Annotated in this window: 17 protein-coding genes; 9 read left to right on the forward strand and 8 right to left on the reverse strand. The window is 70.3% G+C overall.

All coding sequences use genetic code 11. The features are described from left to right. Positions 1-27: 27 nt before the first annotated feature. Entirely contained in the window at positions 28-1,518 is a 1,491-nt protein-coding gene (gene miaB / locus AOK03_RS05900) for a tRNA (N6-isopentenyl adenosine(37)-C2)-methylthiotransferase MiaB (RefSeq protein WP_079074510.1), read from the reverse strand. A 138-nt stretch (positions 1,519-1,656) separates the two neighbouring features. Here miaB and AOK03_RS05905 point away from each other — a divergent pair, with 138 nt between their 5' ends. Then, positions 1,657-2,652, forward strand: a complete 996-nt coding sequence (locus tag AOK03_RS05905) for a TAXI family TRAP transporter solute-binding subunit (RefSeq protein ID WP_055564092.1) — start codon at positions 1,657-1,659, stop codon at positions 2,650-2,652. 29 nt (positions 2,653-2,681) lie between these two features. Here AOK03_RS05905 and AOK03_RS05910 read toward each other — a convergent pair whose 3' ends face one another. Both AOK03_RS05910 and AOK03_RS05915 read right to left on the reverse strand, forming a co-directional pair. Further along, the gene (locus tag AOK03_RS05910) at positions 2,682-4,097 is read right to left on the reverse strand and encodes a sensor histidine kinase (protein WP_055564093.1); all 1,416 of its coding nucleotides are present in this window, start codon (positions 4,095-4,097) and stop codon (positions 2,682-2,684) included. A gap of 16 nt (positions 4,098-4,113) precedes the next feature. After that, a complete protein-coding gene (locus AOK03_RS05915) occupies positions 4,114-4,803 on the reverse strand; it encodes a response regulator transcription factor (protein WP_055564094.1) in 690 nt (229 codons plus the stop codon). Between the two features lie 286 nt (positions 4,804-5,089). Here AOK03_RS05915 and AOK03_RS05920 point away from each other — a divergent pair, with 286 nt between their 5' ends. From AOK03_RS05920 to AOK03_RS05950, 8 genes are all read left to right on the forward strand, one after another. Further along, positions 5,090-5,869 (forward strand): amino acid ABC transporter ATP-binding protein, encoded by a 780-nt coding sequence (locus AOK03_RS05920; protein ID WP_055564095.1) that lies wholly within the window; start codon positions 5,090-5,092, stop codon positions 5,867-5,869. A 46-nt stretch (positions 5,870-5,915) separates the two neighbouring features. Continuing rightward, positions 5,916-6,836, forward strand: a complete 921-nt coding sequence (locus AOK03_RS05925) for a glutamate ABC transporter substrate-binding protein (RefSeq protein WP_055564122.1) — start codon at positions 5,916-5,918, stop codon at positions 6,834-6,836. 95 nt (positions 6,837-6,931) lie between these two features. After that, positions 6,932-7,579, forward strand: a complete 648-nt coding sequence (locus tag AOK03_RS05930; protein WP_055564096.1) for an amino acid ABC transporter permease — start codon at positions 6,932-6,934, stop codon at positions 7,577-7,579. Next, complete coding sequence (locus tag AOK03_RS05935) at positions 7,576-8,571, forward strand: amino acid ABC transporter permease (protein WP_079074511.1); 996 nt, start codon at positions 7,576-7,578, stop codon at positions 8,569-8,571. Before AOK03_RS05930 ends, AOK03_RS05935 begins: the two co-directional genes overlap by 4 nt. Before the next feature lie 253 nt (positions 8,572-8,824). Further along, the gene (locus AOK03_RS05940) at positions 8,825-10,477 is read left to right on the forward strand and encodes an FAD-dependent monooxygenase (protein WP_055564097.1); all 1,653 of its coding nucleotides are present in this window, start codon (positions 8,825-8,827) and stop codon (positions 10,475-10,477) included. A 193-nt stretch (positions 10,478-10,670) separates the two neighbouring features. After that, positions 10,671-10,742, forward strand: a complete 72-nt coding sequence (locus AOK03_RS44970) for a putative leader peptide (RefSeq protein WP_327084869.1) — start codon at positions 10,671-10,673, stop codon at positions 10,740-10,742. Between the two features lie 80 nt (positions 10,743-10,822). Further along, positions 10,823-11,359, forward strand: coding sequence for a cupin domain-containing protein (locus AOK03_RS05945; protein WP_055564098.1), 537 nt, complete (start codon positions 10,823-10,825; stop codon positions 11,357-11,359). Further along, complete coding sequence (locus AOK03_RS05950; protein ID WP_341845782.1) at positions 11,356-11,757, forward strand: rhodanese-like domain-containing protein; 402 nt, start codon at positions 11,356-11,358, stop codon at positions 11,755-11,757. Before AOK03_RS05945 ends, AOK03_RS05950 begins: the two co-directional genes overlap by 4 nt. Positions 11,758-11,826: 69 nt before the next feature. Here the strand turns inward: AOK03_RS05950 and AOK03_RS05955 are convergent, their stop codons facing one another. From AOK03_RS05955 to AOK03_RS05975, 5 genes are all read right to left on the reverse strand, one after another. Next, on the reverse strand, positions 11,827-14,391 hold the full coding sequence (locus AOK03_RS05955; RefSeq protein WP_055564100.1) for an FtsX-like permease family protein: 2,565 nt from the start codon (positions 14,389-14,391) through the stop codon (positions 11,827-11,829). Next, on the reverse strand, positions 14,388-15,266 hold the full coding sequence (locus AOK03_RS43795; protein WP_079074512.1) for an ArsR/SmtB family transcription factor: 879 nt from the start codon (positions 15,264-15,266) through the stop codon (positions 14,388-14,390). Before AOK03_RS43795 ends, AOK03_RS05955 begins: the two co-directional genes overlap by 4 nt. A gap of 141 nt (positions 15,267-15,407) precedes the next feature. Beyond that, positions 15,408-16,166, reverse strand: a complete 759-nt coding sequence (gene recX / locus AOK03_RS05965) for a recombination regulator RecX (RefSeq protein WP_055564101.1) — start codon at positions 16,164-16,166, stop codon at positions 15,408-15,410. Positions 16,167-16,169: 3 nt separating this feature from the next. After that, complete coding sequence (gene recA / locus AOK03_RS05970; RefSeq protein ID WP_055564102.1) at positions 16,170-17,294, reverse strand: recombinase RecA; 1,125 nt, start codon at positions 17,292-17,294, stop codon at positions 16,170-16,172. 247 nt (positions 17,295-17,541) lie between these two features. Continuing rightward, positions 17,542-18,819, reverse strand: a complete 1,278-nt coding sequence (locus tag AOK03_RS05975; protein WP_079074513.1) for an AI-2E family transporter — start codon at positions 18,817-18,819, stop codon at positions 17,542-17,544. Positions 18,820-18,827: the final 8 nt, after the last annotated feature.

Raw genomic sequence — 18,827 nt, forward strand, 5'->3', positions numbered from 1 at the left:
ATCCGCAGAGTAACGCGCCCTGCCCGGTCAGTCGCAGCCGCAGCCGCTGCCCGTCGCAGCGGGGAGCGGCGCCGGAGCACCGATCTTCGGCAGGCCCAGCAGCACGCCCGCGGGCTTCGCGGCCGCCTCGGTGTTCCGCTTCTCCCAGGCGTCGCCCGCGCGCGTGGGACGCACGTTCAGCACGGCGCCCTCGGCGAGCAGGTGGTGCGGCGCGGCGTACGTGATCTCCACGGTCACGACGTCACCGGGGCGCACCTCGGTGTCCGGCTTGGTGAAGTGCACCAGACGGTTGTCGGGGGCACGGCCGGAGAGGCGGTGGGTGGCACCGTCCTTGCGGCCCTCGCCCTCGGCGACCATCAGGTCCAGGGTGCGGCCGACCTGCTTCTTGTTCTCCTCCCAGGAGATCTCCTCCTGGACGGCCACCAGACGCTCGTAACGCGACTGGACGACCTCCTTGGGGATCTGGCCCTCCATGGTGGCCGCCGGGGTTCCGGGACGCTTGGAGTACTGGAAGGTGAAGGCGTTCGCGAAGCGGGCCTCGCGGACCGCGTGCATCGTCTGCTCGAAGTCCTCCTCGGTCTCGCCGGGAAAGCCCACGATGATGTCGGTGGAGATGGCCGCGTCCGGCATGGCGGCGCGGACCTTCTCGATGATGCCCAGGAAACGATCCTGCCGGTACGAGCGGCGCATCGCCTTGAGGATCGGGTCCGAGCCGGACTGCATCGGCATGTGGAGCTGCGGCATCACGTTCGGCGTCTCCGCCATGGCGGCGATCACGTCGTCGGTGAAGTCACGCGGGTGCGGGGAGGTGAAGCGCACGCGCTCCAGACCCTCGATCTTTCCGCAGGCCCGCAGGAGCTTGCTGAAGGCCTCGCGGTCGCCGATGTCCGAGCCGTACGCGTTCACGTTCTGCCCGAGGAGGGTGATCTCGGAGACGCCCTCGCCGACGAGCGCCTCGATCTCCGCGAGGATGTCGCCGGTCCTGCGGTCCTTCTCCTTGCCGCGCAGCGCGGGCACGATGCAGAAGGTGCAGGTGTTGTTGCAGCCGACGGAGATGGAGACCCAGGCCGCGTACGCGCTCTCGCGGCGGGTCGGCAGCGTCGACGGGAAGGCTTCGAGCGACTCGGCGATCTCGACCTGTGCCTCTTCCTGGACGCGGGCGCGCTCCAGGAGGACCGGCAGCTTGCCGATGTTGTGCGTGCCGAAGACGACGTCGACCCAGGGCGCCCGCTTGACGATGGTGTCGCGGTCCTTCTGGGCCAGGCAGCCGCCGACGGCGATCTGCATCCCCGGACGCTTGGTCTTCATCGGCGCCAGGCGGCCGAGATTCCCGTACAGACGGTTGTCGGCGTTCTCGCGCACGGCGCACGTGTTGAAGACGACGACGTCGGCATCGCCGTCGGCTCCTTCGGGCGCACGCTCGTAACCGGCGTCCTCCAGCAGCCCGGAGAGCCGCTCGGAGTCATGGACGTTCATCTGGCACCCGTAGGTGCGCACCTCGTAAGTCTTCGCGCTCATCTCGCCCCCCAGGGTACGGGGTCGCCACGCGCGCGTGCCCGCGGATTCCGACTGCGGCACCGGCGACCGGGCTCGGCGGCGGCTCGGTGTGACCTCTCCCCTGGTCATCACGGCGAGTGGCCTGGCAGGATCGCGCGCATGCTCAAGGCACTCCCCCACATCGGCAGGCGCCGCGCCCTGCAGGGCGCGGCCGCGGCTCTCGTGGTGTTCGGTCTGCTGCTGTGGTGGCTGTTGCCCGTGGGTGAGGACTCACCGAGCGGGCGGATCGCGTTCAGCACGGGCGTGCGGGAGGGCGTGTACGAGCGGTACGGCAAGCTCCTGGAGACGTCGATCTCCAAGGACATGCCGGACGTCGACGTCGACCTCCTCAACAGCGAGGGGTCGCAGCAGAACGTCGCGCGCGTGGCCACCGGAAAGGCGGACTTCACCATCGCCGCCGCCGACGCGGTGGAGACGTACCGCCTCGACGGCGCACCGGGCTGGCACCGGTTGCGGGGGTGCACGCGCCTGTACGACGACTACGTACAGCTCGTCGTGCCCCGGTCCTCGAAGATCAAGGACGTCGCCGACCTGCGGAACAAGCGCGTGGCGGTGGGCCAAGAACACTCGGGGGTGCGGCTGATAGCCGACCGGGTCCTGGACGCCGCGGGCCTCGACCCGACCACCGACATCAAGCCCGTGGCCGCCGGTATCGACACCATGCCCAGCCTTCTGAAGGACCGGTCCATCGACGCGTTCTTCTGGTCGGGCGGGCTCCCGACCAATTCCGTGCGTGCCCTCTCCGAGGAGATGGACATCAAGCTCGTGAAGCTCGGCTACCTCGTCGAAGCGCTGCACAAGCAGGGCGGCGGCTCGCGCTACTACCGGGCCGCGACGATGCCGGCGGACGCCTATCCCGAGGCCCAGCAGGGTTCCGCCGTGCCGACGCTGGCCGTGGCGAACCTCCTGGTGACCACGGACCGCACCGATCCGGAGCTGACCGAGCAGCTGACGCGCACCGTCATCGACAGCCGCGATCACATCGGCGACCAGGTGCACGCGGCGCAGGTGGTGGATCTGCGCACCGCGCTGTTCACGGACCCGCTGCCGCTGCACGACGGGGCTCGGCGCTACTACCGCTCGGTCAAGCCCTGAGCCCTCGCGTGCGGCTCTGAGGCGCCCGCTCAGCCCGCTGCGGGGGGCTCGCTGCGCGGGACGCCGACCGTCACCTTCAGCCCGTGCGGTTCATGGCGTGCGTACGCGAGGGAGCCGCCGCCCGCCGCGAGCAGCGCCCGCGAGATGGACAGGCCGAGCCCCGAGCCCTGCACGTTCTGGTGGCGGTTGCTGCGCCAGAAGCGGTCGCCGACGCGGGCGAGCTCGTCGTCGGTGAGGCCGGGTCCGCCGTCGGTGATCACGACGGTCGTCGTCCCGTTGCCCGATGAGACCGCCACCTTCACGGCTCCTCCCTCGGGCGTGAACTTCAGGGCGTTGTCGATCACCGCGTCCAGCGCGCTGGACAGGGCGATCGGGTCGGCCCAGCCGGTGGTGGCCGGGCACTCCCCCGTGAGCCGCACGCCCCGCTCGTCGGCGAGCGGCCGCCAGGCGGCGACGCGCTCGGCGGTCAGCTCCCCGATGTCGATGACGCTCAGGTCCGCGGCGGCGTGCTCGGCGAGCGCCAGGTCCAGCAGGTCGTCGAGGACCTGGGCCAGGCGCTTGCCCTCGGTGCGGACCGAGGCGACCTCTTCGCTGTCCTCGGGCAGCTCGAGGGCGAGGAGCTCGATGCGGAGCAGCAGCGCCGAGAGAGGGTTGCGCAGTTGGTGGGAGGCGTCGGCGACGAAGGCGCGCTGCTGCTCCAGCACGTCCTGGACGTTGTCGGCCATCTCGTTGAACGAACGGGCGAGGCGCCTCAGTTCCGGTGGTCCGCCCGCTGCCGCGACCCGGGACTTCAGACGCCCGGTCGCTATGTCGTGCGTGGTCGCGTCCAGGACCCGCACGGGGCGCAGGATCCAGCCGGTGAGCCGCAGGGCCGCGCCGACCGCCAGGAGCATGGCCGCCGACTCGCCCGCGGCGATCAGCAGCCAGCCGCGCAGCGTCTCCGAACGCATGCGCCCGGTCGGCGAGTCCGTGACGACGACGGCGATGACGTCGCCGTCCTTGATCACCGGGGAGGCGACGGCCAGCCGTCCCCGCTGCCACGGCCACACCTGCTCGGGATCGTGGCTGCCGCGGGAGCGGAGCGCTTCTTCGAAGGCGTCCCGCAGGGCTCCGTGGCGCGGCAGGAACCAGTCGTTCGGGGACTGGGCCATGGCGCCGTCGTCGCGGTAGAAGACGCCCGCGCGGATGCCGTAGACGCCGTAGTAGTCGTCCAGTTCGTTCTGCAGCGTCTCGCGGCGCTCGTCCGTGCTCCCCAGGCCCAGAGGTCCCGTGGGACGTTTGGTGACGAACTGCGCGAGCGAGGCGAAGCGGGCCGTGTCGTCGATCCGGTCGACGACCACCTTCTGCTGCTGGGCGGCGGCGACGCTGACGGCGAGCGGAAAGCCGAGCGCGAGCAGGACGCCCGCCATGAGGATGATCAGCAGCGGGAGGAGGCGAGAGCGCACCTGTCCTCGCTCCGGGTCAGGCGGCCGGGACGACGAGGCGGTAGCCGACGCCGCGCACCGTCTCGATCAGGGCAGGCATGTGCAGCTTGGAGCGCAGGGACGCCACGTGCACCTCCAGCGTGCGCCCGGTCCCCTCCCAACTGGTGCGCCACACCTCACTGATGATCTGCTCCCGGCGGAACACCACTCCGGGGCGCTGGGCCAGGAGGGCGAGCAAGTCGAACTCCTTGCGGGTCAGTTGGACGACTGAACCGTCCACGCTGACCTGCCGGGTGGGCAGTTCGATGTGTACGGAGCCGAGCCTCAGATCGCTGTCGCCCGACGCCGGCGCATCGCCGGGGGCGGGCCGCCGGATGACGGCGTGGATGCGGGCGATGAGCTCCCCGGTGTCGTACGGCTTCACCACGTAGTCATCGGCTCCGAGGTTCAGGCCGTGGATCCGGGAGCGTACGTCCGAACGGGCCGTCACCATGATCACCGGTGTCGAGCCGCGCTTGCGGATCTTGCCGCACACCTCGTAGCCGTCCTGGTCGGGCAGACCCAGGTCGAGAAGCACCACTCCGAAGGGGGGCGCCTCCGCGGGCAGCAAGGCCTGCAGCGCCTCCTCGCCGCTGCGGGCGTGCACGACGTCGAAGCCGTGCCGGGCCAGGACGGCGGACAGGGCGGCGGCCACGTGATCGTCGTCCTCGACGAGAAGCAGTCTCATACAGGCCCCCTCCGGTTCATCCGTCGTTCCGTTGCAGCCGGTCATCATGGCCGGTCGTCGTGCGAGCGCACCATGGCATCCACTCCGATGGATAAGGACCACGTCAAGAGCGTTCAAGCCCCGGGCACGTTCCGTTACCCACCCGGTACGCACTCCGTGGACCCTCTTCACACGGAGTGTCCGGTTGCGGCCGGATCGTTATGCTCAATTTCCCCTCAGATGTAATGACGCTGGTCGCACTGGGTTATTACTGTCCTCCCAACCGAGGAGGATGGAGCAACAAGCCGTGACCGAAGTATCGGTGACCAAGGACGCCATACCGCCCGGGGCGGACGACCTGGTCGTGCTGAAGAACGTCAACAAGCACTTCGGCGCTCTGCACGTCCTCCAGGACATCGACCTGACCATCGCCCGCGGTGAGGTCGTCGTCGTGATCGGCCCCTCCGGGTCCGGCAAGTCGACTCTGTGCCGCGCCATCAATCGCCTGGAGACGATCGATTCGGGAGGCATCTCGATCGACGGCAAGCCGCTGCCCCAGGAGGGCAAGGAGCTGGCGAGGCTCCGCGCGGACGTGGGCATGGTCTTCCAGTCGTTCAACCTTTTCGCGCACAAGACCGTGCTCGAGAACGTGACCCTGGGCCAGACCAAGGTGCGCAAGATCGGCAAGGCGGAGGCGGAGACGAAGGCACGCGGTCTGCTGGACCGCGTGGGCGTCGCCTCCCAGGCCGACAAGTACCCCGCGCAGCTCTCCGGCGGCCAGCAGCAACGCGTCGCCATTGCGCGCGCGTTGGCGATGGACCCCAAGGTGATGCTCTTCGACGAGCCCACGTCGGCGCTCGACCCGGAGATGATCAACGAGGTCCTCGAGGTGATGCAGCAGCTCGCCCGGGACGGGATGACGATGATCGTCGTCACCCACGAGATGGGCTTCGCCCGTTCCGCGGCCAACCGTGTCGTCTTCATGGCAGACGGCCGGATCGTCGAAGAGGCCGTGCCGGATCAGTTCTTCAACAACCCGCGCAGCGACCGGGCCAAGGACTTCCTGTCGAAGATCCTTAAGCACTGAGGCTCCCACGCCGTCTCAACACCAGTCGAAACAGAGGATGTTCACCATGAAGCTCCGCAAGTCCGCCGCCACCGCGGCGGCCATCGCTGCGCTCGCGCTGACCGCCACCGCCTGCGGCGGCAAGGAGGGCTCGGCCGGCGACAAGCCCGAGGGCCCGGACAGCAAGGACACCAAGGCCCTCAGCTACTCGGTCAAGAAGGACGCCTCGGTCGACTCGGCCGTCTTCAAGGACGCCAAGAAGCGCGGCAAGCTGGTCATCGGCGCCAAGGCCGACCAGCCGTACCTGGGCTTCCAGGACCAGTCGACGAAGGAGTACTCCGGGTTCGACATCGAGATCGCCAAGATGATCGCGGCCGACCTCGGCTTCTCCGCCGACCAGATCGAGTGGAAGACGGTTGACTCCGGCGCCCGCGAGACTGCGGTATCCAAGGGCGACGTGGACCTGATGATCGGCACGTACACGATCAACGACGAGCGCAAGAAGCAGATCGACTTCGCCGGCCCGTACTACCACGCGGGTGCCTCCCTCCTCGTCCGCAAGGACGAGAAGGACATCAAGGGCCCCGAGACCGTCCGCGGCAAGAAGGTCTGCTCGATCGTCGGCTCCACGCCGCTGCAGAACATCAAGAAGCCGAAGTACGGCGCCAAGGTGACCGAGCTGTCGAAGTACTCCGAGTGCGTGGCGCAGATGCTCAACAACCAGGTCGACGCCGTCACCACGGACGACGCGATCCTGATGGGCTACGCGGCGCAGAACCCGAAGAAGCTCAAGGTCGTCGGCAAGCCCTTCTCCGACGAGCCCTACGGCGTCGGCCTGAAGAAGGGCGACAAGGCGCTGCAGAAGGCCGTCGCGGACGCCGTCAAGGCGCACCAGGAGAACGGCGACTACAAGAAGGCGTTCGACGCCACCATCGGCAAGTCCGGCTCCGAGTACAAGGACCCGCCGGCTTTCACCGACCCCAAGTGACACACCGCGCCCCGCTTCGCACGGTCTGAACGTCCGTGCGGGGCGGGGCGTCTTGTGACCACATCGCCGTCCGACCGCCCTCTCGCGGAGAATTCATGAACGTACTGACCGACAACCTGTCGCTGTTCCGCGAGGGGTTCATCGGCACCGTGGAGCTGACCTTGGTCAGTGGGATCATCGCCATGGTGCTGGGCGTGATCATCGCTGCCTTCCGGGTCTCCCCCGTGCCACCACTGCGCGTCTTCGGCACCGTGTGGGTGAACATCCTCCGGAACACCCCGCTCACGCTGCTGTTCCTGGTCGCCTTCTTCGTCCTGCCGAAGATCCTGTTCCCGGACATGGACTCCTTCGTGCTCGGCGTGCTGGCGCTGGGCTTCTACACCTCGTCCTTCGTCGCCGAGGCGATACGCTCCGGCATCAACACCGTGCCGATGGGCCAGGCCGAGGCCGCCCGCGCGATCGGCATGAGCTTCACGCAGGTCATGCGGGTCGTGGTGCTCCCGCAGGCCACTCGCGCGGTCATCGCCCCGATGGGCTCGATCTTCATCGCGCTGACGAAGAACTCGGCGATCGCGGGCGGCTTCGACAACGTCGAGCTGTTCAACATCACCAAGACGCTCAGCAATGAGGGCTACGACATCACGATGATCTTCGTCTGGATCACCGTCGCCTACCTGATCATCACCTACGCCATCAATGGCGCCTTCCGGCTGCTGGAGCACCGAATGGAGGTCGCCCGATGAGCGCCAGCGTTCTCTTCGACGCGCCGGGCCCCAAGGCCAAGGTCCGCAACACGATCTACTCGATCGTGGGCACCGTCGCGCTGCTCGGCCTCATCGTCTGGGTCGTGCTGCGGCTCAACGAGAAGGGCGAGTTCGACAGCGCCCTGTGGGACATCTTCAACTACTCGGGCATCCGCCAGAACATCTTCGACGCGCTCATCGCGACACTGAAGGCCTTCGGCCTCGCCGGTGTCTTCTCGCTGGCCTTCGCGGTCGTGCTGTGCGTCGCCAGGCTCTCCGACCACCGCCCGGTCCGCTGGATCGCGGTCGTCTTCATCGACCTCTTCCGGTCGATCCCGCTGCTGATCACGATCTTCGCCCTCTGGGTCGGCATCCTCGGCGACATGACCCCGCTGTGGGCGCTGGTCCTTGGTCTGACGATCTACAACGGCTGCGTCCAGGCCGAGGTGCTGCGCGCGGGCATCAACGCCGTCCCGAAGGGTCAGACGGAAGCGGCGTACGCCCTGGGGCTCAGCAAGACCCAGGTGATGATCAGCGTCCTCTTCCCGCAGGCCGTGCGGTCGATGCTGCCGACGATCATCAGCCAGCTCGTGGTGACCCTCAAGGACACCTCGCTCGGCTTCATGATCCTCTACCCCGAGCTGCTCTACTCCGCCCGGCTGATCGCCAACAACACCCCGGTGAACGGCACCTACCCGTTCGTCCAGACGGTCACCGTCTTCGGTGTCATCTACATCGCCCTGTGCCTCTCGCTCTCCTCGCTCGCCACCTGGCTGGAGAAGCGCGGACGCCGCGCCAAGACCGGCATCGTGATGGCCGCGGCCGCCGAACCCGCGGAGGCCCCCGGCGTACTCGACACGACGGCGCCGACCGGCCCGACGGCCGCCGCGGCGCCCGCCGCGACCGCTCCCGCCGACGCCCCGGAGGCCCCCGAGGCCGGCTCCGGCCGACCGGAGGACGACTCCGACGGGCAGGTTGGAAAGTCCAACTGACGCATCCTGCGCACAGTGGGCCCTGCATGTGGGGGACGGCTTCGACGCCGTCCCCCACACGTATGTTCCGTTGAACACCACTGGCACCTTCAGGTGAACGCCACTGCCATCGTCACTTGACGCAAGCACCGGCAATGGGTTGCATACGTTCTGTGATCGTGCACCGGGCTCCAACTGCCAGTTCCTGTACGTACGTCCAGCGATTCCGGGCAGCCCGGACCCTCGGAGCCCGTCGGGCCGGAGGGTGCGCGCCGTGGACCCGGTGATCGTCGTCGGCGCGGGCCCCGTCGGACTCGCCCTCGCCCTCGCCCTCGCCCGGCACTCGGTGCCCACCGTCGTCCTCGACGAGGGACCCGGCAAGGACGAGCAGCGCCCCGCGCGGACCGTCGTGCTCCGCGACGACACCGCGGCGTTCGCGGAACGGCTCGTGGGTCACTCGTTCGGTGACACGGAATCGGGCGCACGGTGGACGGGCTGGCGCTCCGTGCGGCGCAAGCAGCTGATGCGGGAGCTCGACTTCGACGAGGAGACCCCCGCGCCGCTGCACCTGCCGCAGCACGTGCTGACCGCCGCGCTGCGCGAAGCCATCGCCGACGAGCGGCTCGTCAAGATCGCGGTGGACAGCAAGCTCGACTCCCTGGAGCAGGACGCCGGTGGAGTGACCGCGCACACGCGCGGGCCGAAGGGCACGTGGTGGCGGGGCAGTTACCTGGTGGGCTGCGACGGGCCGCGCTCCACGGTGCGCAAACTTCTCGATGTCCGCTTCCCGGGACGTACGGCCGTCGAGCGACACGCCGTGGCCGCGCTGCGCACGGAACTTCCGTGGCCGGGTCAGGCGTTGTTGCACCGGATGCCTCCGTGGCGCCACGGAGGCGCCGAGGTCGCGGGCCGACCGCTGGCCGGCGGAGTGTGGCGGCTCGACTGGCTGCTTCCGCCGCGCGGCGACCTGGTGACGCCCGACGCCATCGTCGTGCGCATCCGGGAGACCCTCGCGGGCTGGTGCGGCGGCTCCACACCGCCGTACGAACTGCTCGACACGGGCGTGCACACCGTCCACCACCGGCTCGCCCGGCGGTGGCGGATCGGCCGCGCCTTCCTCGCCGGGGACGCCGCGCACCTGCTCGGCGCGCTCGGCACCCAGGGGCTGGACGAAGGGCTGCGGGACGCCGACAACCTCGCGTGGAAGCTGGCGCTCGCCTGGCACCACGGCGCGCGCGAACCACTGCTCGACAGCTACCAGGTCGAGCGCCGGGCCGGTGTGGCCGCCCGCCTGCGCGCCGCCGACCAGTCGCTGCCCGCGCTGCGCGGCAGCAAGGGCCTGCGCTCGTACGTCCCCGGGACCGCGCGCGGGCACGACACGCTCCTCACGGACGGCCATGTGGGGCGCGGCCCGCTCGGCGCGCCCTCGTCGTACGCCGATTCACCGCTGGCGCCCGAGCCCTCCGAGTCCGTCACGGCGGTCGCCACGGAACCCGGGGCGCCGGTCGCCGATGTGCGGGTGACGGCGCCGGACGGATCCTTCGTCCAGCTGCGGGACCGCCTCGGGCTCGGGCACCTGGTCGTCGTCCTCGTCGCGCCGGGCACCGTGGTGTGGGAGCGGCGGCACTGGGTGACGGCCGGGATCATGCCGCGGCTCGCCGCGGCGGTCACGGCCCTGCCGCACCCCGCCGAGCTGCTCGTCGCAGAGAGCTATCCGGGAGCCGCGGCCCACTCGGTCCTGCTCGTACGCCCCGACGGACACCTGGTCACGGCGTTGTCCGGGGTGCGCCCGGCCGAGCTGTACGCGGCGGCCGAAGCGGCACTGGGCGGGCCGACGGCGTCCACGGGGCCCGGGGACGGCGCGGGACGACCGGACCGTACGGGCGAGGAGGAGAGCTCGGCGGGGGCGGCACGGCGTTCGGGGTGAGCGCGGAGTACACATAGGCGGGCGTGGTGTTCGTCGACGGGCAGGGACGTACGTCGACGGCCGGGATGTACCTCAGCGCGGGCGTCGTACGGCTCGTACGGCGTGCGCAGGGGGGCGCCCGCGCCCGCATTCCGAGCCGGGGTTGACCGGCCCCCACCCCCGTGGTCTACTCCGGATCGTGACCGACACCGATGTGCGCCTGTGGCGGAGGGTCCATATGGACCTCGTCCGCTATGCGGGCTGCGTGTGTCACCCGTCCTGCTGAATTCGCATTCCTCCCTCGCGCACTGAGCATCGCTCCGGGCTGGCTCGTGCGCGCTTCCGCGAACCTCCAGGACGGTACCCGTGTCTGTTGCTCCCTCCGCCTCACCCGCCTCTGCACACTCCTCGGCGCCCACCGCCGCCGAGCTCCTCGCCTTCGTCCGCCGCACCGCGGCCGACTCCGAACTCGTCGCCTCTCTGCCGCTCGATCCCGAGGGCCGCACCTGGGTGCGCCTGCAGGGGCCCGGTGGCAGCGAGGCGTGGCTGATCGGCTGGCCGCCCGGCACCGGCACCGGCTGGCACGACCACGCGGAGTCGGTCGGCGCCTTCCTCACCGCGGCGGGCACTCTCAAGGAGAACTCCCTGGCCGCGCGCCTGCCCACCGACGGGTGGAAGACACTGGAGCTCTCCGACGACGTCGACCGCGAACGGGAGCTGACGACCGGCGAGGGACGCGCCTTCGGCCGGAACCACGTGCACGAGGTGCTGAACCAGTCCTCGACCGAGCACGCAGTCTCCGTGCACGCGTACTATCCGCCGCTGCCCCGGATCCGCCGCTACAGCCGCACGGGTGACGTACTCCGCCTGGAGTCCGTCGAGCGCCCGGAGGACTGGCAGTGAGTGATGAACAGCCGGTCGGTGTCGACGAGTTGCTGGAGCGCGTACGACTCGGCCTCGACCGGCTCTCTCCGAAGGAGGCGTACGAGGTCGCCGAGGGCGGCGGACTGCTGGTCGACATCCGCTACGCGGCACTGCGGGAGCGGGATGGGCTGATTCCCGGCGCGCTCGTCGTCGAACGCAACGAACTGGAGTGGCGACTCGACCCGCAGGGCAGCCATCGCTCGCCGGAGGCCACCGGCCATGACCTGCGCGTCGTCGTGGTCTGCAACGAGGGATACGCATCCAGCCTCGCGGCCGTCTCCTTGCGGCAGTTGGGACTGCGCCACGCCACCGACCTCACGGGCGGCTTCCAGGCGTGGCGGGCGGCGGGGCTGCCGGTGGTGACCGCCGAAACGTGAGTACGCGCGTGGGCGCCCCTTCGCGTAAGGGGCGCCCACCATTGCGTACCGCTCCTTACCTCCGCTCCCCTACTCCTTGGCCGTGGCCACGGTGACGGGAAGCGGCCTCAGCGCGGCACGGCCCGGCAGGGCGGTCGCGGTCAGGGCGAGCAGACCGGCGACGGTGATCACGGAGACGTACACCAGAGGAACGACCGTCGGCGCGGCGCCACCGGTCATCCCCACACTGAACGCCGTCAGAACGGCGAGCGCCACCCCGCTGCCCAGCGCGGTGCCGATGAACAGGACCGCCAGCGCCTCGGTGCGCAGCATCCGCAGCACCTGGCGGCGCGTGGCCCCGGCGAGGCGCAGCATCGCGAACTCGCGCAGGCGCTCGGAGACGGACATGGCGAGGGTGTTGACGACGGCAATGGCGGTGAAGGCGAGGACGAGCTCCATCGCCAGCAGGTTCACCTCGGCGTTGGCCTGACGGCTCGCCGCCTGCAGACCGTCCACGGCCGCCGGGGTGAGCACGTGCACGCCCGGGAACTTCTCGACATCGGCCGCGAGTTGTTCCTGCGTACGGTCGCTCTTGACGAGGACCGTGGCGGCGAGCGGGTTGTCCACGTGGCGGGCGACCAGATCGTGCGCCATGGTCAGGTCTCCGAACCCGAGCCCGCGTGCGTACACGGCCCGGACGGTGAGTTCTGTCTTCGTGCCGTCTCCCAGCGTGAATGCGAGCGTGCTGCCCGGCTTCAGTCCGAGCCGGTCGGCGGCCAGTTCGCTCACGGCGACGCTCTCCTCGCCGAAGTCCTCGATCGATCCGGCGGTGACATCCGGGTCCCAGGTGCGGGCGAGGTTCTCCGGGGTGACGCCCTGCGCGGGGTACTTGTCGAGCCCGACGCGCACCGTCGTGCGGACGACCTCGGTGGCGGCCTCCACGCCGTCGGTCGTACGCAGCTTCCGCGCGGCCTCTGCCGGGACGCCCGGACCCTGCGCGGCGAGCACCCAGTCCGCGCGGACGCCGTCGCGGGCCTGGGCACGGGCGGCGTCGTCGAGGGTGGGCTGGACGAAGAGGACGGTGCAGGCCATGCCCGTGAGCAGGGCGAGCGGAGTGACGACGGCGGCCATGCGGGCGGCGTTGCCACGCAGGTTGGCGTGGGTGAGCTTGCCTCCGGGCCCGGTCCAGCGGAGCGGACCCCGGAGGAGTGCGGCCGCAGCCCGGACCACCAGCGGCCCGAGCAGCGCGATGGCGCACGCGAAGACCACGACCGTCAGGAACGTCACGGGGGTCGATGCCGCCTCGGTGCGCAGCACGCTCAGCACGGCGACCAGGACGACACCCCCGACGAGGAACACCAGGCCCGCGACGATCCGACTCCAGACGGGCCGTTGCCGCTCGACGGAGGCCTCGGCAAGGGCCTGCGCGGGACGGATGCGGACGATCCTGCGCCCCGCGATGCGAGCGGCGGCCCACGCGCCCAGCAGGGTCGCGCCGACTGCGACGAGGGGCGGGAAGACGCTGACGGTGCGCTCAAGGGTGGCGGGCACGGCACCCGTTGCCACGAAACGGGCGTGCAGCCGGCCTCCGAGCGGGATTCCGGCGAGTGCGCCGACGGCTCCCGCCACCGCTCCGACGATCACCGCCTCACGCCCGAGCAGCCTGCGGATCTGCTTCGGGGTCGCGGCGACGGCGCGCAGCAGGGCGAGTTCGCGGTGGCGCTGCTGGACCGAGAGGGCGAAGGTGCCGACGACCACGAGGACGGCGACGAGGAGGGAGGTACCGCCCATGGCACCGCCGATGCTGATGAGCTTGACGTGCGCCCCCGCCGCGTCGAGGAACTCCACGGGTCCGCGGTCGTCCCCCGCACTGACCTGCGCCGTCGTTCCTTCGACGGCCTTCTCGACCGCCTTCTCGAGGTCGGTGACGGTGGTGCCCTTGTCGGGCACGACGCCGAAGGCGGTGACCTTGCCGGGGTGCGCCGCGAGCCGCTCGGCCTCTTCGGAGGAGAAGAAGAGCGAGGTCTGGTGGGTCAGGGCGCCGCTCTCGGGAGCGGCCACTCCAGTGATGCGGTAGTCGCGCGGGCTCTGCGTCGACTGGACGGTCAGGTGGTCGCCGGGGCGCAGTCCCATGCGGTCGGCGAGGCCGCGGTCGACGACGAGATCGCGGGAGGAACGCGGCGCCGTGCCGTCGACGAGCCGGAAGGGGGTGAGGGCGGCGGACTCCCAGGCATGCCCGTACGAAGGTGTGCCGGACCCGCCTGACCCGCCGGACCCGCCCGTCGCGCCGGACTTCAAGGGCTGCGCGAGGAACGTGAGTTCGGGAACGACGGCGCCGACGCCCGGGGCGCTCTTGATCCTGTCCTCGATGTCGCGGGCCTGCAGCCAGGCTCTCTCGGCGATCGGTTTCGCCTTGTGCTTGACCTTGGTCTTGCCCTTCTTGTGCTTGACCGTGGTGCGGTGCACGTTCTGGTCGGCGGAGACGATCACGGGGGCCGCGGCGTAGCGCTCGGTCTTGATCGTGCCGCGCAGACCGGTCTCCAGGAGGGTGCCGCAGGCGGTGATGAGGGCCGCGGCGCACATCAGGGCGAGGAAGGCGCCGAGGAATCCGCCCTTGCGGTCCCTGACGGTCTGCAGTGCGTAACGCAGCATCATGAGGGCTCTGACTCTTTTCGGTTGTCGGAGGGGGCCGCGGGCGCGGGGAGGTTCGCGGGCGCGGGGAAGGCCAGGAAGCGCGTGAGGACGGTGCGAGCGCCGTCCGGGGTGTCGGCGTCGGGCCGCTTATAGCGGTTGAGGAGCGCGATGTACTCCTCGAAGAACTCGTGGAGTTCGGGGAGGGTCAGCCGGATCGTGCCCCGTGAGGAGGGCAGCGCGTCGGCCCACTCGTCGGGGTCGGCGCCGTCCGGCCGCTGGTGTCCCTGGCTCCGCTCCCGCTGCAGTTGCGCGAAGAGCTCCAGGTCGGCGGCGTACGAGAGGTGGTTGAGCTCGTCCATGACGAGCCGCATCTCGGGGCTCTGCCGGCCGCGCGGCGGAAAGCGCCGGTCGCCCGGGACGGCCCGCCACCAGCGCTCACGTCCGTGCTCCGAGCCGCGCGTCTCCTCGACGAAGCCGTAGCGGGCGAGTTCGCGCAGGTGGTAACTGGTCGCGCCGGTGTTGAGTCCGAGTGCTCTGGCGAGCGTCGCGGAGGTGGCCGGGCCGTGCACGGTGAGGTGCTGCAGCATCTGGTGCCGCCGCGGCTGCGCGAGCGCCTTGAGTACGCGCAGGTCGCTCAACTCTTGCGGGCCATCGGTCGCGGCCGCGGGCCGGGACCGGCTGTCGCGGCTGTCCGGGGCGTCGCGCAGGGGCCGATCGCCGTGCTGGGTTCGGTTGCCGGTCCGGCCGCCGTGCAGGGTTCGGTTGCCGCTGCCGGTGCGGTTGTCGTTGCCAGCCGTCTTGTCGCGGTCAATCCGGTCGTCGCGCCGAGTCCGGTTGTCGCGGCCGGTCCGCTCTCCGGACCGTTCCGCGTCGGTCGTGCCGGGTTCCTCTGCCATGCGTACACAGTCGCCTGTGCACAGGTTCCTGTGCACTGCGGCAACCCGGCGTCTCCGCAGGGGGGTTACCCCCACCCTGCGGAGCGCGGGCCGGGATGCGTGGCCTCCGGCTGCCGCCCCACCCCCGTGGGAGCGGCCCGCTCAGAACGCCTCGTACCCCAAGTCGTCGGTCTCTTCGCCCTCTTCCTCCAGCGCCTGCCGGACCACCCGGAGCGCCATGCCCTCCGCGTATCCCTTGCGGGCGAGCATGCCCGCGAGGCGGCGCAGACGCTTGTCGCGATCGAGGCCCCGTGTGGAGCGGAGCTTGCGGGCGACGAGCTCGCGCGCGGTCGCCTCCTCCTGCTCCGCGTCGAGCTGTCCCACGGCCTCGTCGATCAGCGTGGACTCCACGCCCTTGGTGCGCAGCTCCCGCGCGAGCGCGCGACGGGCCAGGCCCCGGCCGTGGTGCCGGGACTCCACCCACGCGTCCGCGAAGGCGCTGTCGTTGATCAGACCGACCTCTTCGAAGCGGGAGAGGACCTCTTCCGCCACGTCGTCGGGGATCTCCCGCTTGCGCAACGCGTCGGCGAGCTGCTTGCGCGTGCGTGGAGTGCCGGTGAGGAGACGCAGGCAGATCGCCCGCGCCCGCTCAGCCGGATCCCCCGTCGGCGGCTCCCCCTTCTCGGCCCTCGACGAGGAAGGGGAACCGCTGTCCTGGTGGCCGTCGGAGCCGAACCCGCCGCGCCGACGCCGACGTCCACGACTCCGTCCCTCGCCGTCCTGGAAGCTGTTGTCGCTGTCGCCACGGCTGTCGTACCGGTCCGCGCCGTCCTGATCCACACCGCCCCCGTGGCCCCGCCCGGCAGTGCCGGTGCGGCTTTCGGGGGCGGTGTGGTCCGCCCAGTCGGTTCGTCGCGTCACGGACTAGCTCTTGGCCGCCGCGGCCTTGGACTTGGCTGCCTTGGCCGCCGGAGCGGGCACCGTCTTGGCGTCGTCGGCCGCCGGGGCGGCGGCCGCCGCGTCCACGCTCGGCTCCTCGGTCGGAGCCTCGGGCTTCACACCGACGCCCAGCTTCTCCTTGATCTTCTTCTCGATCTCGTTGGCGAGGTCGGGGTTGTCCTTCAGGAAGTTGCGGGCGTTCTCCTTGCCCTGGCCGAGCTGGTCGCCCTCGTACGTGTACCAGGCGCCTGCCTTGCGGACGAAGCCGTGCTCGACGCCCATGTCGATCAGGCCGCCCTCGCGGCTGATGCCCTGGCCGTAGAGGATGTCGAACTCGGCCTGCTTGAAGGGCGGCGCGACCTTGTTCTTGACGACCTTGACGCGGGTGCGGTTGCCCACCGCGTCCGTGCCGTCCTTCAGGGTCTCGATGCGGCGGATGTCCATGCGCACCGACGCGTAGAACTTCAGCGCACGGCCACCGGTCGTGGTCTCCGGCGAACCGAACATCACGCCGATCTTCTCGCGCAGCTGGTTGATGAAGATCGCGGTGGTCTTGGACTGGTTGAGCGCGCTGGTGATCTTCCGCAGCGCCTGGCTCATCAGGCGGGCCTGCAGACCCACGTGCGAGTCGCCCATCTCGCCCTCGATCTCCGCGCGCGGCACCAGGGCGGCCACGGAGTCGATGACGATCAGGTCGAGGGCGCCGGAGCGGACCAGCATGTCGACGATCTCGAGGGCCTGCTCGCCGTTGTCCGGCTGGGACAGGATGAGGTTGTCGATGTCGACGCCGAGCTTCTTCGCGTACTCGGGGTCGAGGGCGTGCTCCGCGTCCACGAAGGCCACCGCGCCGCCCGCCCGCTGGGCGTTGGCCACGGCGTGCAGGGTGAGGGTCGTCTTACCGGAGGACTCCGGGCCGTACACCTCCACCACGCGGCCGCGGGGGATGCCGCCGACGCCGAGCGCGACGTCGAGCGCGGTCGACCCGGTGGGGATGACCTCGATGGGCTCGTTCGGCCGCTCGCCCATGCGCATCACTGCGCCCTTGCCGAATTGCCGTTCAATCTGTGCGAGCGCGGCGTCGAGCGCCTTCTCGCGGTCGGTTCCTGCCATGGGTTCCACCCGATTTGCTTGAGTCGATCGCTTCACGTCAAAGACGCTAACGCCTGCCACTGACAATCGGCCCCGACGCCCGTCCAGCCTGTGGATAACTCGAGGCCGTCGCTCACCGAAATCCTCCGGGAGCGTCCCGGGGATCCCCCGCCCGACCCGCAGAATCGCCGCCGGACCACCTATGAGAATGGATGTTCGAATTTAGTGTCAAGCGTGGCACGCCGCAGGGCGGCGCCCGCTGAGGCTCCTACTCGCGCCCGCCCGGCTTCGGTGAAGGCCCGCCGGACTCCGGCGGGGCCTCCGGCCTGTTCGGCCCCCGCAGGGCGCCCCGGATGCGGGCGAGGAGGGGCGCTCCGACCTGGCGCCGATGCCCGTGCACCCGGGGGTCGTCCGTGACGTCGTACCTCTTCACGTACGCCCCGAGGAAGGCCTGCAGCGTCGCGACGGCGGGGATGGCGATCAGCGCACCGACCGCGCCGAGGAGCGCGGTGCCCGCGATGACCGAGCCGAACGCGACCGCGGGGTGGATGTCCACGCTCTTGGCGGTGAGCTTGGGCTGCAGCACGTAGTTCTCGAACTGCTGGTAGACGACCACGAAGATCAGCACCCAGAGCGCGTACCAGGGGTCGACCGTGAAGGCGATCAGCATCGGCAGGGCGCCCGCCAGGTACGTGCCGATGGTGGGAATGAACTGCGACACGAGGCCCACCCACACGGCGAGCACGGGCGCGTAGGGCACTTCGAGCACCTGGAGCAGGATGTAGTGCGCGATGCCGGAGATCAGCGCCATCAGGCCGCGCGAGTAGAGGTAGCCGCCGGTCTTGTCGACCGCGATCTCCCAGGCCCGCAGCACCTCGGCCTGCTTGGCGGGCGGCAGCACCGAGCACAGCGCACGCCGCAGCCTCGGTCCGTCGGCCGCGAAGTAGAACGAGAACAGCAGGATCGTCAGGAGCTGGAAGAGACCGCCCAGCACCTGCGCGGAGACGTCCAGGACTCCGCTGGCGCTGTTCTGCACGTACTTCTGGAGCCAGTCGGAGTGGACGAGGCTGTCCTGGACCTCGACTCGGGAGAGGTCCGTGTGGAACGTCTGGTTGATCCAGCTGATGACCTTGTCGAGGTAGTCGGGGAAGTCCTCGACCATGTCCACGATCTGGCCCGCGAGCATGGAGCCCATCAACGCGACGAAGCCCGCGCTCGCGATCACGACGCTCAGAAAGACCAGGAAGGTGGCGAAGCCCCGGCGCAGCCCGCGCGCCGCCATCCAGCTCACCGCCGGCTCGACCGCCAGCGCCAGGAAGAACGCGATCAATACGTTGATCAGCAGCCCGGTCAGCTGATGGAACGCCCAACTGCCCAGCTGGAAGCAGGCAATGAGCGTCAGGGCGAGGACCATGGCCCGCGGCAGCCACCGCGGCATGCGGGCGCCACGTCCCGCCTCGGCCCCCTCGGGGGGTTGTGCGGGCGGCGTCGTGCCGGGCGGAGCGGTGTCCTGGGTGACCTGCGCGGTCTCGTCTGTCGGTGCCACGGGGCCAG

The sequence above is a fragment of the Streptomyces atriruber genome (assembly GCF_001418325.1).
Taxonomy (GTDB): Bacteria; Actinomycetota; Actinomycetes; order Streptomycetales; family Streptomycetaceae; genus Streptomyces; species Streptomyces atriruber.

Excerpts from the sequence above, each read along its gene's own strand:
- miaB (WP_079074510.1), bottom strand. The coding sequence starts at position 1,518 with ATGAGCGCGAAGACTTACGAGGTGCGCACCTACGGGTGCCAGATGAAC.
- AOK03_RS05905 (WP_055564092.1), top strand. The coding sequence starts at position 1,657 with ATGCTCAAGGCACTCCCCCACATCGGCAGGCGCCGCGCCCTGCAGGGC.
- recA (WP_055564102.1), bottom strand. The coding sequence starts at position 17,294 with ATGGCAGGAACCGACCGCGAGAAGGCGCTCGACGCCGCGCTCGCACAG.
- AOK03_RS05930 (WP_055564096.1), top strand. The coding sequence starts at position 6,932 with ATGAACGTACTGACCGACAACCTGTCGCTGTTCCGCGAGGGGTTCATC.
- AOK03_RS05935 (WP_079074511.1), top strand. The coding sequence starts at position 7,576 with ATGAGCGCCAGCGTTCTCTTCGACGCGCCGGGCCCCAAGGCCAAGGTC.
- AOK03_RS05915 (WP_055564094.1), bottom strand. The coding sequence starts at position 4,803 with ATGAGACTGCTTCTCGTCGAGGACGACGATCACGTGGCCGCCGCCCTG.
- AOK03_RS05925 (WP_055564122.1), top strand. The coding sequence starts at position 5,916 with ATGAAGCTCCGCAAGTCCGCCGCCACCGCGGCGGCCATCGCTGCGCTC.
- AOK03_RS43795 (WP_079074512.1), bottom strand. The coding sequence starts at position 15,266 with ATGGCAGAGGAACCCGGCACGACCGACGCGGAACGGTCCGGAGAGCGG.
- AOK03_RS05955 (WP_055564100.1), bottom strand. The coding sequence starts at position 14,391 with ATGATGCTGCGTTACGCACTGCAGACCGTCAGGGACCGCAAGGGCGGA.